Origin of the sequence: Allokutzneria sp. A3M-2-11 16, from assembly GCF_024213555.1 — a bacterium.
Taxonomy (GTDB): Bacteria; Actinomycetota; Actinomycetes; order Mycobacteriales; family Pseudonocardiaceae; genus Allokutzneria.
In genome coordinates this window covers 2482954-2498040 of sequence record NZ_JANAVO010000001.1, presented here as the reverse complement: position 1 = coordinate 2498040, position 15087 = coordinate 2482954, and the positions used below count along the sequence as shown (strand labels likewise).

General features: G+C 70.5%; 15 protein-coding genes and 1 riboswitch. Of the genes, 10 read left to right on the top strand and 5 right to left on the bottom strand.

All coding sequences use genetic code 11. The features are described 5' to 3' along the window. Nucleotides 1-91: 91 nt before the first annotated feature. The 3 genes from NLX83_RS12415 to NLX83_RS12405 all read right to left on the bottom strand — a co-directional run bounded on the left by NLX83_RS12415 (nucleotide 92) and on the right by NLX83_RS12405 (nucleotide 2424). Nucleotides 92-1375, bottom strand: coding sequence for a serine/threonine-protein kinase (locus NLX83_RS12415; protein WP_254234979.1), 1284 nt, complete (start codon nucleotides 1373-1375; stop codon nucleotides 92-94). Between the two features lie 57 nt (nucleotides 1376-1432). Then, nucleotides 1433-1636 (bottom strand): cold-shock protein, encoded by a 204-nt coding sequence (locus NLX83_RS12410; protein ID WP_254234978.1) that lies wholly within the window; start codon nucleotides 1634-1636, stop codon nucleotides 1433-1435. 101 nt (nucleotides 1637-1737) lie between these two features. Further along, nucleotides 1738-2424 carry a TIGR00266 family protein gene (locus NLX83_RS12405; RefSeq protein ID WP_254234977.1) on the bottom strand — a complete coding sequence of 229 codons (687 nt, stop codon included), beginning with the start codon at nucleotides 2422-2424 and terminating at the stop codon, nucleotides 1738-1740. A 74-nt stretch (nucleotides 2425-2498) separates the two neighbouring features. On the opposite strand from NLX83_RS12405, the gene moeA reads away from it, so the two are divergent. From moeA to NLX83_RS12370, 7 genes are all read left to right on the top strand, one after another. Further along, nucleotides 2499-3704 carry a molybdopterin molybdotransferase MoeA gene (gene moeA / locus NLX83_RS12400; RefSeq protein ID WP_254234976.1) on the top strand — a complete coding sequence of 402 codons (1206 nt, stop codon included), beginning with the start codon at nucleotides 2499-2501 and terminating at the stop codon, nucleotides 3702-3704. A gap of 129 nt (nucleotides 3705-3833) precedes the next feature. After that, complete coding sequence (locus tag NLX83_RS12395; RefSeq protein ID WP_254234975.1) at nucleotides 3834-5780, top strand: M48 family metallopeptidase; 1947 nt, start codon at nucleotides 3834-3836, stop codon at nucleotides 5778-5780. Nucleotides 5781-5784: 4 nt separating this feature from the next. Then, nucleotides 5785-6048, top strand: coding sequence for a GlsB/YeaQ/YmgE family stress response membrane protein (locus NLX83_RS12390; protein WP_254234974.1), 264 nt, complete (start codon nucleotides 5785-5787; stop codon nucleotides 6046-6048). Nucleotides 6049-6123: 75 nt separating this feature from the next. Further along, entirely contained in the window at nucleotides 6124-6834 is a 711-nt protein-coding gene (locus tag NLX83_RS12385; protein ID WP_254234973.1) for a phosphatidylserine decarboxylase, read from the top strand. Next, entirely contained in the window at nucleotides 6835-7773 is a 939-nt protein-coding gene (gene pssA, locus NLX83_RS12380) for a CDP-diacylglycerol--serine O-phosphatidyltransferase (protein ID WP_254234972.1), read from the top strand. It begins immediately after the preceding gene. Between the two features lie 238 nt (nucleotides 7774-8011). Continuing rightward, the gene (locus tag NLX83_RS12375; RefSeq protein ID WP_254234971.1) at nucleotides 8012-8302 is read left to right on the top strand and encodes a DUF6355 family natural product biosynthesis protein; all 291 of its coding nucleotides are present in this window, start codon (nucleotides 8012-8014) and stop codon (nucleotides 8300-8302) included. 117 nt (nucleotides 8303-8419) lie between these two features. Further along, complete coding sequence (locus NLX83_RS12370; protein WP_254234970.1) at nucleotides 8420-10612, top strand: AAA family ATPase; 2193 nt, start codon at nucleotides 8420-8422, stop codon at nucleotides 10610-10612. Between the two features lie 134 nt (nucleotides 10613-10746). Here NLX83_RS12370 and NLX83_RS12365 read toward each other — a convergent pair whose 3' ends face one another. Beyond that, nucleotides 10747-11352 (bottom strand): LytR C-terminal domain-containing protein, encoded by a 606-nt coding sequence (locus NLX83_RS12365; RefSeq protein ID WP_254234969.1) that lies wholly within the window; start codon nucleotides 11350-11352, stop codon nucleotides 10747-10749. 37 nt (nucleotides 11353-11389) lie between these two features. Continuing rightward, a complete protein-coding gene (locus NLX83_RS12360; RefSeq protein ID WP_254234968.1) occupies nucleotides 11390-11704 on the bottom strand; it encodes a DUF3263 domain-containing protein in 315 nt (104 codons plus the stop codon). A gap of 121 nt (nucleotides 11705-11825) precedes the next feature. On the opposite strand from NLX83_RS12360, the gene NLX83_RS12355 reads away from it, so the two are divergent. The 3 genes from NLX83_RS12355 (at nucleotide 11826) to thiD (ending at nucleotide 15086) form a co-directional block, all read left to right on the top strand. Next, nucleotides 11826-12398 (top strand): peptide deformylase, encoded by a 573-nt coding sequence (locus NLX83_RS12355; RefSeq protein WP_254234967.1) that lies wholly within the window; start codon nucleotides 11826-11828, stop codon nucleotides 12396-12398. Between the two features lie 67 nt (nucleotides 12399-12465). Continuing rightward, nucleotides 12466-12592, top strand: a riboswitch (TPP riboswitch). Further along, nucleotides 12583-14223, top strand: a complete 1641-nt coding sequence (gene thiC / locus NLX83_RS12350; protein ID WP_254234966.1) for a phosphomethylpyrimidine synthase ThiC — start codon at nucleotides 12583-12585, stop codon at nucleotides 14221-14223. Its footprint overlaps the riboswitch before it by 10 nt. Continuing rightward, a complete protein-coding gene (thiD, locus tag NLX83_RS12345; RefSeq protein ID WP_254234965.1) occupies nucleotides 14220-15086 on the top strand; it encodes a bifunctional hydroxymethylpyrimidine kinase/phosphomethylpyrimidine kinase in 867 nt (288 codons plus the stop codon). The genes thiC and thiD overlap by 4 nt, the downstream gene beginning before the upstream one ends. The last annotated feature ends 1 nt before the right edge of the window (nucleotide 15087 follow it).

Genomic DNA, 15087 nt, shown 5'->3' with positions numbered 1-15087 from the left:
GGTTCTTCCCGGACTCACCGTCCCGACCTCTTAGCACTCACCGGTAGTGAGTGCTAATGCAGGTTTAGCACTCACCGGGGTCGAGTGCAAGCTAGCGCGTGACTGTCGGCACGTTGGTCGGCAGACCCTTGGAGACGCTCGGGCTGGTCGGCGGGATCGGGTTCTCCGGGGTTTTCCCAGCACCGTTGACCACCAGCACCACCACGAGCACGACGACCGCGACGGCCACGACGGCGAGCACCGGGATCACCCAGCGGGCGAGGCCGGAGTTGCTGCCCTTGGCGAAGGCGGTCGTCCCGGCGGGCATCGGCGGGCGCAGCCGCATCGGTTCCCCGCTGTTCGGCGGCGGCTGCTGGTAGCCCGGCTGCGGCGCCGGGCGAGGAGGCTGCTGGTGCGACTGCTGCGGGTAGGTCTGGTGCGGCGGCATCGGCGGCCTGCTGACCAACCCCTGCGGCGCGGGCTGGGGCTGCTGTTGCTGCTGCGGGGCGGGCGCGGGGGCCTTCTGCGGCGGCGGGCGGTACGCGGGCGGGGCGCTCGGCTGCGGCACGCTCGCCAGCGCCTTGGTGGCCGCGGCGACCAGTTCGCGGCAGTTCGCGTAGCGCTTGGCCGGTTCCTTGGCCATGCCCCTGCGGATCACCTCGTCGATGGTGGGCGGCAGCTGCACCAGCGAGCTGATCGCGGGCGCCTCCTTGCCGAGGTGGCCCTGGATGACCTCGGGCACCTTGCCCTGGAACGGCGGGCGCCCGGTGAGGCAGGCGAAGAGCACGCACGCCAGCGAGTACGCGTCCGTGCGCGGGTCGACCGGCTCGCCGCGCAGGTGTTCGGGCGCGGCGTAGGTCGGGGAGCCGAGGAAGTCGCCGCCCCGGGTGCGGTGGCCGGTGGCGCCGCGCCGGGTGAGCCCGAAGTCGGCGAGGTACACGTGCTCGCTCGCCGACTCCTGGTTGGTCACGAGCATGTTGGCGGGCTTGATGTCCAGGTGGACGAGGCCCCTGCCGTGCAACATGTCCAGCGCGTCGGCCACCTGGCCGATCAGCCGCAGGGTGCGTTCCGGGGAGATCGGGCCGTCCTTGATCAGGCTGGCCAGGTCCGACCCGTCGACGAACCGCATCGCGATGTAGAGCAGCCCGTCGACCTCACCGAAGTCGTAGAGCGGCACCACGTGCGAGTGGTCGATCGCCGAGGTGTTGCGCGCCTCGTCGACGAACCGTTCGCGGAACTCGGCGTCGACCGTCAGGTGATCGGCGATCACCTTGAGCGCGACCTTCCTGCCCAGCCGGACGTCGGTGGCGCGGTACATGACACTCATACCGCCTTGGCCGATCACGCCGTCGATGCGGTAATGACCAAGACGGCGTCCGGTGAGGTCCTCCGACACAAACGAGCAGCTTAGGGCTTGTCGTGCCGGGGGGCGGGGGTAACCCCCGAAAAGTGCCTACGCCTTGCGGACCGAGGCCGCCTGCTTGCGGCCGTCGCGACCGTCCTGCACCTCGAACTCCACCCGCTCCCCCTCGGCGAGGGTGCGGAACCCGTCCATCTCGATGGCGGAGTAGTGCACGAAGACGTCGGGCCCGCCGTCGGTGGCGATGAAGCCGTAGCCCTTTTCCGAGTTGAACCACTTGACCGTGCCGAGAGCCACGGATCCTCCTTGGCGCATCCGATGAAGCGCGATCAACGCTACCCGAGCACGAGGCGGAAGTCCCCTACTAATTCAGCACTGGCGATGAGCGGATTCCTTTGCTACAAGCGACTTCCGCCACCCGCCGAGTGCAGCGACGACGCGAGTGTCCTGGGATTTCTGGTCTGTGCCAGCACTTCTCCCGGACCGGCGAAGTCGAACACCAGTCCCTCACCCGTCTTGATCGACTGCGGACCGCCTTGCGCCAAAGCGCGCAACCGGGCCTGCACCCCCTCGGAGTAACCGACGAGGTGTCCAGAGTCGACGGTCACCAACTCACCGGCCTGCAACGAGATCACGTCGAGTGCGCCGAAGCAGGACAGCACCAGGGAGCCCTGTCCGGTCGCGTGCACGAGGAAACCGCTGTCCGCCCCGAACAGCGCGCGGAAGCCCGGCCAGACGTTGTCCAGCGTCACCGTCGCCGCGGAGGCGAGCCAACGCGAGCGGGCCAGGCACCAGCCCCCGTTCACGGCGCCGGTCAGCTCCACCACGTGCAGGTCGCCGGGCAGGTGCGGCGCGACGTCGACCCAGCCGCCCTGCGGCGGGGCGGTGTAGGTGGCCGAGGGCACCGGGTCCGCGCCCCAGCCCGCCTTGGTCAACGCCTTCAGCGCGCCGGAGGCCCGCTGTTCCACGACGACGCCGTAGCTCGTCGCCACCATCGCGTCCGGTTCGGAGCGCACGGGCTCACCGGGCGCGAGGATCAGCCTGGCCACTCCGAAGTTCGGCGTATGCCTGGTCCGGACCTGCATGAAGACCTCCGTACGACGACCCCCGCGTCAGCGCGTCCAGCAGTTTGACACGGCAGGATGGCAGGGTGCCGAAGATGCCACCCTTGCGCCCGGTCGCCGAGCACCGCGCCGCCGTCGCCGCGCTGATCCCCCGGACCCCGGTCGAACACCGGCCGCTCGCAGGCTGCCTGGGCCTCGTGCTCGCCGAGGACGTGCACGCGCGGATCAGCTTGCCGCCGTTCGACAACTCGGCGATGGACGGTTACGCGGTCGTCGCCGCCGACATCGCGACCGCGAGCCCGGAGGCCCCGGTCGTACTGCCGGTGGCCGAGGACGTTCCCGCAGGGCGCACCGACTCTCCCGCGCTGCTCTCCGGCACGGCGCACCGAATCATGACCGGCGCTCCCCTGCCACCAGGGGCGGACGCGATCGTGCAGGTGGAGCTGACCGACGGCGGTGTCGAACGGGTCGCTGTGCACCAGCCGAAGGACGCCGGCGCGCACATCCGGCGCGCGGGCGAGGACGTGCGCGCGGGCGCCAGGGTGCTCGGTGCGGGAACGCGGCTCGGTGCCGCGGAACTCGGACTGGCTGCCGCGATCGGCGCGGGTGAGCTGCCGGTGCACCGGCCGCCTCGGGTGCTGGTCCTGTCCACCGGCTCCGAGCTGGTCGAACCCGGGAAACCGTTGCTGCACGGGCAGATCTACGAGTCCAACGGGGTGATGCTGGCGGCCGCGGTCGAACAGGCCGGATGCTCGGCCGAGCTGCTCCGGTTCGTCCCGGACGACGCCGAGCAGTTCCACGCCGCGCTCGCCCCCCATCTGTCCACTGTGGACTTGGTGCTGACCTCCGGCGGGGTGAGCGCGGGCGCCTACGAGGTGGTCAAGGACGCTTTCTCCGGCCAGGGCGTGGAGTTCGTCAAGGTCGCGATGCAGCCGGGGATGCCGCAGGGCGCCGGGGTGTACCGGGGTGTTCCGGTGATCACGTTGCCCGGCAACCCGGTCAGCTCGCTGGTGTCCTTCGAGGTGTTCGTTCGACCGGCGCTGCGGGCCGCGGCCGGGGACTCGGCCCCGGACCGGCCGACGCGGCGCGCCCGGCTGACCGAGGCGCTGCGCTCCGCGCCGGGGAAGCGGCAGTACCGGCGCGGTTTCCACGACGCCGACGCGGGCACGGTGTCGGTGGTCGGCGGCCCCGGCTCCCACCTGCTCTCCGCTCTGTCCACTTCGAATTGTCTGATGGAGATAGCCGAAAGTGACACCGAGCTCGTCGAAGGCAGCGAGGTCACGGTGCTGCTGACGCGCTGATCTTCAGGCCACCTGAACTGGTGATTTGGCCAGAGAGGTGGCGACTTGCGCTTCTCGCCGCGGCATCGCAGACTCTCGCGCTGCTCACAACCTGGGTGTGGGCGGAACCACCATTGCGGAGGAAACACCGTGCGAGGATCTTTCCGGGCCTTCGTCGCCGTCGTGCTGTTGATCGCGTTCCCGTTCCTGGTGATCGCGATCGGCGTCGGCGGCATCCTGCTGGCCACCACGGCGAGCGGGCGGGCGGCCGCCTACCTGTTCGTGATCAGCATCGGCGTGCTGATCACCTTTGGAATCGCGCTGGTCAGCGCGCTGCGGACGCGGATGGACCCGCCAGCCGGGCCGCGGCTGAGCAGGCAGGAACAGCCCGCTCTGTGGGCGTGCGTCGACGAGCTGTCCGCGCAGGTCCAGACCCGTGCTCCGGACGAGATCATCCTGATCCCCGACGTCAACGCGGCGGTCTGCGAGGACTCGCGGATGCTCGGCCTGAGGGCGGGCAAGCGGTACATGATGATTGGCCTCCCGCTGCTGGCCGGGATGAGCGTGGACGAGCTGCGCGCGGTGCTCGCGCATGAGCTCGGTCACTACAGCGGCGGCCACACCCGGCTGCTGGCGATCACCTACCGCGGCACCGAGACGCTGCAGCGGACCGTGGCGCGGCTGGACGGCGGACCGGCCCGGTTCCTGCTCAACAACTACGCGAAGCTCTACATGCTCGTCGCCAGCTCGGCCAACCGGCAGCAGGAGCTGGAGGCCGACCAGGCCATGGTGCGCACCTCCGGCCAGGCCGTCGCGATCGCGGCGCTGCGCAAGCTGCCGACGCTGAGCCACACCTGGGACGCCTACTCCAGCCGCTACCTCCCGCTCGCCGGAATGGCCGAGCGGACGCCGGACCTGCTGCTGGGCTACCGCGCGTTCCTGTTGCACCCCAACCAGAAGGAGTGGGTCGAGCAGGCGGAGGAGCAGCTGCTGGACACCGAGTCCAGCTCGCTGTTCGACAGCCACCCGCCGATCCGCCAGCGCATCGCGGTGATCGCGAGCCAGGCCGACCGCCCGGCGCCCGGGGACATCAGGCCCGCGTGGTCGCTGCTGCACGACCCGCAGCGCAGCGTTCCCGCCGTGGAGGGCTCACTGCTCAAGGAGGGCCTCGGCCCGCGCGCGCAATGGGCGGAGATCGTCCGGCTGGCTGGGGTGCGGTCGGCGGAGCGGGGCGCGAGCATGCTGGCCAAGGCCGCCGCGGACAGCCAGGTCGCGCCGCGCGGCATGCTCGGCGACATCCTCCAGGCCCTGGGCCGCGGGCAGGTCGAGCAGCTGGTCAAGCCGGTGCTGAAGCCGACCATCCCGTTCGAGGAGCTGCCGAGGGCGTCCCGGTCCGTCGCCACCGAGCTGCTGGCCGACGTCGTGGTGGCCGCGCTGGCCGCCGAGGGCCGGATCCGGCACGAGCTGAACTGGGGCGGCGGCTGGGTCGTGCGCCTGCTCGACGACGGTTCCGAGCTCGACGCCGAACAGCTGGTCGCCCCGGCCGCGCACGACCCGGCCAAGGTCCGCGAGCTGTGGGACGCGCTGGTCCAGCTCCGCGTGCCGCTGGGCTACGTGCGTTGGCCCAGCCAGGAGGACCCGCAGATCACCGGCGAGCCGCAGCTGACCGCCGTCTTCGGGACGCAGGTGACCGTAGGCCGCAACACCTGGCACGACCTGCTGGTCTACGACACGGGCCTGCTGCTGTTCCGGCTGCCGTTCGGCACCGTGTTCAAGGAGCAGTCCGGCGACCGGATCGGGATGGGCGCGGGCATCCGCCGCAAGCGGCTGACGCCGCTCGTCGAGGCGTCCGCGACGGAGAACCGGAAGCTGCCCAACGCCAGGTGGATCGGTGCCGAGCAGATCGCGGGCGGCAGCAACAAGAGCTTCCTCAGCGGCGGTGGCCGGGTGGTGCTGAACCTCTCGGACGGCAGCAAGCTCGAACTGCGGGGCACCACCGACGAGGCCTACGAGGGCCTGGTCGGCTTCGTCCTCCAGGTTCTCCAGGCACGCGGCGGAGCGGTTCCGGCGGAGCAGGGCGCCGCGCCCGTAGGCTGATCACGTGAGCTTCTTCTCGTGGGTCATCTTCGGCGCGCTCGCGGGCTGGGCCGCCAACATGGTCGTCGGCGGGCGTGACCGGCGCCCGCTCGGCTGCCTGTTCAGCATCATCGTCGGGATCGTCGGCGCGGCGCTGGGCGGCCTGGTCTACAAGCTGCTGACCGGGGAGCGGTGGGACTTCGAGTTCAGCTTCGGCAGCTTCGGCGTTGCCGCGCTCGGCGCGGTGCTGCTGCTCGTGCTCGTCCGCCTGGTGCGGTCCCGCAGGTAGCCCCGCGGGGTCCCTGGCGTACGGTGAAGAGTCCATTTTGCTCTCTTCACGGCCGAGGATCCGGATCACCACACGATGACCGCGGAAGAACGTTCGGGCCCGCTCGCACACCTTGTCGACCTCGCCCGCAGCACGGTTCCCCCCATGCACCCCGCCGGACGGCCCTTCGTGCTCGGCGCGGCCGTCGCCACCTTCCTGATCAGGCGGTTCTCCCGCCGGGCCGGGGTGCTCGGCATGGTGGTGACCGCCTGGTGCGCCTGGTTCTTCCGGGAGCCCAAGCGGGTCACCCCGACCCGGCCCGGCCTGGTGGTCTCGGCCGCCGACGGCACCGTGTCCACGGTGGGTCCGGCCGTGCCGCCCGCCGAGCTGGGCCTCGGCGAGGAGCCGGTGCCCAGGGTCAGCGTGTTCCTGTCGATCTTCGACGTGCACGTGCAGCGGATGCCCGCCACCGGTGAGGTCAGCCGGATCTCCTACCGGCCAGGCAAGTTCCTCTCCGCCGACCTGGACAAGGCCAGCGAGGACAACGAGCGCAACAGCCTGCTGCTGCGCACCGCCGAGGGCCACGACATCGCGGTGGTGCAGATCGCCGGGCTGATCGCCCGCCGGATCGTCTGCTTCGTCGACGAGGGCCAGCGGGTCGACGCCGGGCACACCTACGGCCTGATCCGCTTCGGCTCGCGCGTGGACGTCTACCTGCCGAAGGGCAGCAGGGTGCTGGTGGAGCCGGGTCAGAAGACCATCGGCGGCGAGACCGTGCTCGGCCTGCTGCCCGGGGCGGAGTTCTAGGTGGACGCCCGCACCGCCCCCGGGGTGCGGCTGCTGCCGAACGCGATCACCATCCTCGCGCTGTGCTCCGGCCTCTCGGCGATCCAGTTCGCCATGAACAAGGAGTACGACGCGGCGATCCTGGCGATCGGCGTCGCCGCGGTGCTCGACGGACTGGACGGGCGGCTGGCCCGCCTGCTCGACGCCACCAGCAAGATCGGCGCCGAGCTGGACTCCCTGTGCGACGGCATCTCCTTCGGTGTCGTGCCCGCCATCGTGCTGTTCATCTGGGGTTGGGACGGCGAGCGCACCGGCTGGCTGGTCGCGCTGGTGTTCGCGGTGTGCATGGTGTTGCGGCTGGCCCGCTTCAACACGCTGCTCGACGACACCGAACAGCCGTCGTTCACCAAGGAGTTCTTCGTCGGCGTGCCCGCGCCCGCCGGGGCGATCCTGGCGCTGCTGCCCATGGTGGTGACGCTGGGCGCCGGTGAGGGCTGGTGGTCGTCGAAGACCACGCTGCTGGTGTGGACCCTGCTGGTGGCGATGCTGCTGATCAGCCGGATTCCCACGCTGTCGGTGAAGAAGCTGCACCTCCCGGCCAAGGCGGTCGCACCGGTGCTGGTGATCATCGGTATCGCGGGGGCGGCGCTGCTGACCTACCCGTTCCTGATGCTGGCCGTCGTGGTGCTGCTCTACCTCGCGCACATCCCGTACGCGGTGTACCGCTACTCCTGGCTGTCCAAGCACCCGGAGGCGTGGGACGTGGAGCCCGCCGAGCGCAGGGCGATCCGGCGCCGGAGCACCCGTCGTCTCGGCATCCGCCCGCCGCTGCGGCGCCGGGTGGCGGGGGCGGCGATCCGCCTGCGCCGCATCCCCCGCCGCAACGGCACCAACGGTCCCGGCCCGGTCGCCCGCACCAGCTGGCGCCGCCTCGGCCTGCGCCGCAACCGCCGCGACTGACGTTCTCCCCGAACGACCCGTTCGGTGCGTCGGGCGCGCCGAACGGGTCGTTCAGTGCGTTAAGAGACACCAACGGGCCGTTCAGGGTTGCCACATCATTCCGACAACAAGCGGACATATCCGTCCCCGGTTCTGGCCACTATCGCGACCCCATTCCCCTGGTTAATTTGTGGACGCCACCGGCCTGGTGGTTCAGTGAATTGTTCGATCATCTCTGGGGAATACTTTGCGCAAGACAGTGGCAATTCTGGGCGCCGCACTGGCGATCACCGCCGGAGTGGGCGCCGCCCCCGCTTCCGCCGCGAACACCGACTCCACCGCCAGCCCGAAGGCGGACTGCGGCTGGCGCACGGACTGGCTGGGCAACGCGTACTGGAACAACTGCACGGGCAAGAAGGAACTGGTCTGGGTGGACCGGCTGAACGTCGGCGGAATCCAGGACCACGAGAAGTGCCTTCCCGCGGGCGACAACTACATGGGGAACTGGCCGGACATCCAGGGTGTCCAGTCGAAGCACAAGAGCTGCTAGTGACATCGGGAGCGCGGTGGGTTCGCCCACCGCGCTCCCACGTCTTTTTCGGAACGAATTTCGGGAATCACGTCGAACGGGTCGTTCGGCACCTCGGTCACGGCTAGGGTTCTGGGCGTGATCACGCTGACCATCCGGTTGTCCCCGTCCGCTTTGGACACGCGTCGCGGCGTCGTCCGGTTGCACCCCGAAGTGCTCGACGCGCTGGGGTTGCGGGCGTGGGACGCGGTGCGGCTGACGGGCACGCGGGAGACCGCGGCGCTGGCCGCGGCGTCGGACGGGTCGCACTCCCCCGGCTTCATCTACGTCGACGACATCACGATGTCCAACCTCGGCCTGACCGAGGACTCCGAGGTCGTGGTGGCCCCGGTGGAGGTCTCGACGGCGCGGTCGGTGACGGTGGCCGGGTCACGGCTCGCCTCGGCCTCGCTCACCCCGGAGACGTTGCGGCTGGCGTTGATGGGCAAGGTGCTCACGGTCGGCGACGCGGTTTCGCTGCTGCCCCAAGACCTCGCGCCACCACCGGGCTCGGACGTGAGTACCGCGCGCCGCAAGCTGTCCCTGGCGATCGGCATGACGTGGACCAACGAACTGCTCACCGTCACCGGCGTCGAACCACCTGGTGTGGTGGCCGTGCAGCCCGCGACGGTGGTCGGCTGGCGCGGTGGTGAGCGGACCGCCGCGCTCCCGCCCGCGGCACCTCCGGCTCCAGCGCCACAGGCCGAGCCCGCGTTGGCGCTGCCGGACCTGGCCGGTGCCAAGGACGCGGTGCGGCGGCTGAGCGAGTGGTTCGACCTGGCGTTCCGGCGGCCGGAGTTGCTGGCCCAGCTCGGCGCGAAGTCCCGGCTCGGCGTCCTGGTCTCCGGGCCGTCCGGGGTCGGCAAGGCCACCCTGGTGCGCTCCGTCGCCGCCGCGGTGGAGGCGGAGGTCGTCGAGCTGGTCGCGCCCAGCGCCGCCGCGCTCGAACCGGCGACGGCCTCGCAGCGCGCGCACGACGCGATCAACTCCGCGGTCTCCACCGCCCGACGCGGGACCGCCTGCGTGCTGCTGGTCTCCGACGTGGAAGCGTTGCTACCGGCCAACAATCCGCCTCCACTGTCCACTGTGGTCCTTGACGCGCTGCTCGCCGCGATCGACACCCCGAAGCTGGCCGTCGTCGCGACCACCTCGGCGGCGGAGTCGGTGCACCCCAAGCTCCGCAGCCCCGAACTGATCGACCGCGAGCTGAGCCTGCCGCTGCCGGACGGGTCCGTGCGCGCGGAGCTGCTGCGGGTGCTGCTGCGCGACGCCCCGCTGGAGGACGGCATCGACCTCACCGCGGTCGCGGACCGCACTCCCGGCTTCGTCGCCGCCGACCTGGTCGCGCTGCGGCGGGAGGCCGCGGTGCGGGCGGCCTTGCGGCAGCGGGATTCCGACGAGCCGCGTATCGGACAGGAGGACCTGATCGGAGCGCTGGAGACGGTGCGGCCGATCTCGATGTCCACTTCGGACAATCTGGCCACCGGTGGTCTCTCGCTGGACGACGTCGGCGACATGGCCGAGGTGAAGCAGTCGCTGACCGAGGCCGTGCTGTGGCCCTTGCAGTACCCGGATTCCTTTGCGCGCCTTGGGGTCAAGCCGCCGCGTGGGGTGCTGCTCTACGGACCGCCCGGCTGCGGGAAGACGTTCCTGGTGCGCGCGCTCGCGGGGACCGGGCGGCTGAACGTGCTGTCGGTGAAGGGCGCCGAGCTGCTGGACAAGTGGGTCGGCGAGTCCGAGCGCGCGGTGCGGGAGCTGTTCCGCCGCGCGGCCGAAGCGGCTCCGGCGATGCTGTTCCTGGACGAGGTTGACGCGCTCGCGCCGCGCCGCGGCCAGTCGTCGGACTCCGGTGTCGGTGACCGCGTGGTGGCAGCGCTGCTGACCGAACTGGACGGTGTGGAGCCGCTGAACGAGGTCGTGGTGGTGGGCGCGACCAACCGGCCCGAGCTGATCGACCCGGCGCTGCTGCGGCCCGGCAGGCTGGAGCGGCTGGTCTACGTGCCGCCGCCGGACGCCGACGCGCGCACGGAGATCCTGAAGTCGGCCGCCAAGCACACTCCGCTGTCCGACGACGTGGACCTCGCGGCCGTGGCCGAAGAGCTGGAGGGCTACTCGGCGGCCGACTGCGCCGCGCTGATCAGGGAAGCCGCGTTGACCGCGATGCGCGAGTCGCTGTCGGCCGCGGAGGTGGGCCTCAAGCACCTCAACCACGCCCGCGAGACCGTCCGCCCCTCCCTGGACCCCGCCCAGCTGGCGTCCCTGGAGGCGTACGCCTCGTCCCAACGCCCCTGACCCAGCCGGGGTTCCCCCGTCTTCAAGCACAACCAACCCGCCCCCAGGACGCGGCTAACCGCCTCATTCCCTACGGGTATGAGGCGGTTAGCGATCGCTGGAGCGGGGGTGCGTGGTACTTGAAGACTGCGGGACTACTTGGCGTTCGCGGCGTTCCGGTAGTCCTTCGTCACGATCACTATCACGCCGGGCTTCGCGTCCTTGATGCCTTCGAAGCGCTCCTCCACGCGCATGCCGAACTCACTGGCCAGCGTGCGGGCGGTGGTTTCCTCGTCGGTGCCCGGCGTGTAGTAGACGGTCGTCGTGTAGATCACGCCGTGCGGGTAGTTGTCCACCTGCTCGACGGTCCAGCCCGCCTCGCGGATGTCCTGCGCGGCGCGGTCGGCGAGCTTGGGGATGGTGCTGTTGTTGTAGACCCGGATACCCGTCTTCGGCTTCGAGGGCGGGTTCCCACCGTTGTCGTTCGTGGTGCTCGGCGGGGCCGTGGTGGTGGTCGGCGGGGGCGGGGGCGGCGTCGTGGTCACCGGCGGCACCTCCGACGAGCTCACCGCGGGGGGCGGCGGGCTGACCGGGGCCGGTTCGGTTGTCGTGGTCGGCTGCTGCCCGAGCTGATCCGTCGGCGTGCTCCCGTTGAACAGGGAGAAGACGCCGAACGCCAGCGCGACGGCGGCGACTCCGAGCGCCACGACCCCGGCCACCCACAGGGGGCGGGGTGCGCTTGGCGGCTCGACCGAACTCATCTCAGCTGCCTCCACATCATCGCGGTCATCGCGCGGCTCAGCGCGGATCGAGGCCGAGGCGGCGGGCGGAGCGGACCCGCTGGCGACCGGTGCGCAGTCGGCGCAGCCTGCGGACCAGCATCGGGTCGGCCGCCAGGGCCTCCTGCTTCTCGATCAGGGCGTTGAGCAGTTGGTAGTACCGGGTCGCCGACATGTCGAAAAGCTCCCGGATGGCCTGTTCCTTCGCACCGGCGTACTTCCACCACTGCCGTTCGAAGGCCAGGATCTCCTGCTCCGTGCCGGTGAGGCCGCCGGTGCCGGGCGCGGTCGGGGCCTGGTCGTTGCCGTTGGCCCTCACCTCGGCGGCGTCCATTGCTGCTCCTCGAATCACAGGAGTGTGATTTCCGACTAGTTCTATTACATCACGAGGCACCGACAGGGGCTCGGGCACAACCCGGCGCGTCCGGAGGACAGCCGCCATTAGGGTTTCGAGCATGGCCATTCACGCGATCCGGATCGCGGGCGACCCGGTGCTGCACAACCCGACACGCCCCGTCGAGAGCTTCGACGACGAGCTCCGCACCCTCATCGAGGACATGTACGAGACGATGGACGCGGCCAACGGCGTCGGCCTCGCCGCCAACCAGATCGGCGTGGACCTGCGGTTGTTCGTCTACGACTGCCCTGACGACGAGGGCGTCCGGCACCGCGGTGTCGTGGTGAACCCGGTGCTGGAGACCTCGGAGCTGCCGGAGACCATGCCGGACCCCGAGGACGACTGGGAGGGCTGCCTTTCCGCGCCCGGCGAGTCCTTCCCCACCGGCCGCGCCACCTGGGCCAAGGTCACCGGGTTCGACGGCGACGGCAAGCCGATCGAGGTCGAGGCGGAGGGCTACCTCGCCCGCTGCCTGCAGCACGAGACCGACCACCTCGACGGCTTCCTCTACCTGCACCGGCTCGTCGGCAGGCACGCCAAGGAGTCCAAGCGGATGCTCAAGCGCAACGGCTGGGGCGTTCCCGGGCTGTCCTGGACGCCGGGCGAGGTGGCGGACCCGTTCGGCCATTGAGCCGGTCGGGCCCTTCGACTTGGCAGCGCGCCGGGCCTGTGGTTAGCCTCGGGCCCGGAAACAACTTCACATCGAACGCGGGAGCTCGCAGCGAAGCGGGCTGAGAGGGCGGCTGGGCAACGATCCCGGCGCCGCCGACCGCCTGAACCTGTACCGGGTAATGCCGGCGTAGGGAGGATTCGCCATGACGGCTTTCGCCGACAGCCCTGTCTCAGTGACGACGGGGCCGATCACCGGCTCGCGCAAGGTCTACACCGAAACCCCTGGGGGACTGCGGATTCCGCAGCGCCGGGTGGAGCTGAGCAACGGCGAGCACCTGGACCTCTACGACACCTCCGGCCCGTACACCGACGCCGAGGCCACCATCGATGTCCACAGTGGACTCCCGAAGCTGCGCACGGACTGGGCGATCGAACCGGTGAACGGGGCGGTTTCCCAGCTGGCGTACGCGAAAGCCGGGATCGTCACCCGCGAGATGGAGTTCATCGCGGCGCGCGAGGGCGTTGACGTGGAGCTGGTGCGGCACGAGGTGGCCATCGGCCGGGCGGTGATCCCGGCCAACCGGTGCCACCCGGAGACCGAGCCGATGATCATCGGCAAGAAGTTCCTCGTGAAGATCAACGGAAATCTGGGCAACTCCGCGGTGACCTCGTCGGTCGCCGAGGAGGTCGAGAAGATGGTGTGGGCGACCAGGTGGGGCGCGGACACCATCATGGACCTGTCCACCGGCAAGCGGATCCACGAGACGCGCGAGTGGATCCTGCGCAACTCCCCTGTTCCCGTCGGCACCGTGCCGATCTACCAGGCGCTGGAGAAGGTCGACGGCGATCCGGCGAAGCTGTCCTGGGAGGTCTACCGGGACACCGTGGTCGAGCAGTGCGAGCAGGGCGTTGACTACATGACCGTGCACGCCGGGGTGCTGCTGCGGTACGTGCCGCTGACCGCGCGCCGGGTCACCGGGATCGTCTCGCGCGGCGGCTCGATCATGGCCGCGTGGTGCCTGGCGCACCACAGGGAGAGCTTCCTCTACACGCACTTCGAGGAGCTGTGCCAGATCCTGCGCACCTACGACGTGACGTTCTCCCTCGGTGACGGGCTGCGTCCGGGCTCGATCGCCGACGCCAACGACGAGGCCCAGTTCGCGGAGCTGCGCACGCTCGGCGAGCTGACCCACATCGCCCGCGCGCACGACGTGCAGGTGATGATCGAGGGGCCGGGCCACGTGCCGATGCACAAGATCGCCGAGAACGTCCGGCTCGAAGAGGAGCTGTGCGGCGAGGCGCCGTTCTACACCCTCGGCCCACTCGCCACCGACATCGCGCCCGCCTACGACCACATCACCTCGGCCATCGGCGCGGCGCAGATCGCCTGGCACGGCACGGCGATGCTCTGCTACGTCACGCCGAAGGAGCACCTCGGCCTGCCCAACCGGGACGACGTCAAGGCGGGTGTGATCGCCTACAAGATCGCCGCGCACTCCGCCGACCTGGCCAAGGGGCACCCGAGGGCGCAGCAGCGCGACGACGCGTTGTCCAGGGCGCGCTTCGAGTTCCGCTGGGAGGACCAGTTCAACCTCTCGCTCGACCCGGACACCGCGCGCTCCTTCCACGACGAGACGCTGCCCGCGGCCCCCGCCAAGACGGCGCACTTCTGCTCGATGTGCGGGCCGAAGTTCTGCTCGATGAAGATCACCCAGGACGTCCGGAAGTACGCCGAGGAGCGCGGACTGTCCACTGTGGAGGCCATCGAGGCCGGGATGCGGGAGAAGTCCGGCGAGTTCGACGAGCAGGGCGGGAAGGTGTACCTGCCGGTGGTGAACCCGTGAACGCGCTCCCGGGCCGCGCGCTGAGCTCGGACGACGCCTGGGAGACCCCGCCGCGCGCGCTGACGATCGCGGGCTCGGACTCGGCGGGCGGTGCGGGCATGCACGCCGACATCCGCGCCTTCCTGACCTGCGGGGTGCACGGGATGACCGCCGTCACCGCGGTCACCGTGCAGAACTCCTTGGGGGTCAAGGACTTCGTCGAGATCCCGGCCGAGACGGTCGCCGCGCAGATCGAGGCCGTGGTCACAGATATCGGCGTGGACGCGGCGAAAACGGGCATGCTGGCGTCGGCGGCCATCATCGACGCGGTCGCGAAGACGTGCCACAAGGTGGGCATCGGCCGGGAAGGCGCGGCGCCCTTCGTCGTCGACCCGGTCGCGGCGTCGATGCACGGTGACCCGTTGCTGCACGTCGACGCGCTGAACGCGTTGCGGGACTTGCTCTTCCCGATGGCCACGCTGGTGACGCCGAACCTGGACGAGGTGCGGCTGCTGACCGGGGTCGAGGTGAGCACGCGCGCGCAGCTCGCCGACGCGGCGCGGGCCGTGCACGCCTTGGGTCCACAGTGGACACTCATCAAGAGCGGTCACCTCACCGAGGACCCGGAGTGCGTCGACCTGCTCTACGACGGCACGGAGTTCTACGAGCTGCCGGGCGCGCGCTACGACACCCCGCACACCCACGGTGGCGGCGACACCATGGCCTCGGCGATCACCGCCGCGCTGGCCAGGGGCGCGCCGATGCTGGAGGCGGTGCGGTTCGGCAAGCGGTTCGTGCAGCGGGCGGTCGCGCACTCCTACCCGCTGGGCGCGGGCGTCGGGCCGGTCTCGGCGTTCTGGCGGATTTCCACAACGCCGGTATAAC

Coding starts and splice junctions, on each gene's coding strand:
- NLX83_RS12405 (WP_254234977.1), bottom strand. CDS start 2,424: ATGCAGGTCCGGACCAGGCATACGCCGAACTTCGGAGTGGCCAGGCTG.
- moeA (WP_254234976.1), top strand. CDS start 2,499: ATGCCACCCTTGCGCCCGGTCGCCGAGCACCGCGCCGCCGTCGCCGCG.
- NLX83_RS12385 (WP_254234973.1), top strand. CDS start 6,124: ATGACCGCGGAAGAACGTTCGGGCCCGCTCGCACACCTTGTCGACCTC.
- NLX83_RS12365 (WP_254234969.1), bottom strand. CDS start 11,352: ATGAGTTCGGTCGAGCCGCCAAGCGCACCCCGCCCCCTGTGGGTGGCC.
- NLX83_RS12360 (WP_254234968.1), bottom strand. CDS start 11,704: ATGGACGCCGCCGAGGTGAGGGCCAACGGCAACGACCAGGCCCCGACC.
- NLX83_RS12355 (WP_254234967.1), top strand. CDS start 11,826: ATGGCCATTCACGCGATCCGGATCGCGGGCGACCCGGTGCTGCACAAC.
- thiC (WP_254234966.1), top strand. CDS start 12,583: ATGACGGCTTTCGCCGACAGCCCTGTCTCAGTGACGACGGGGCCGATC.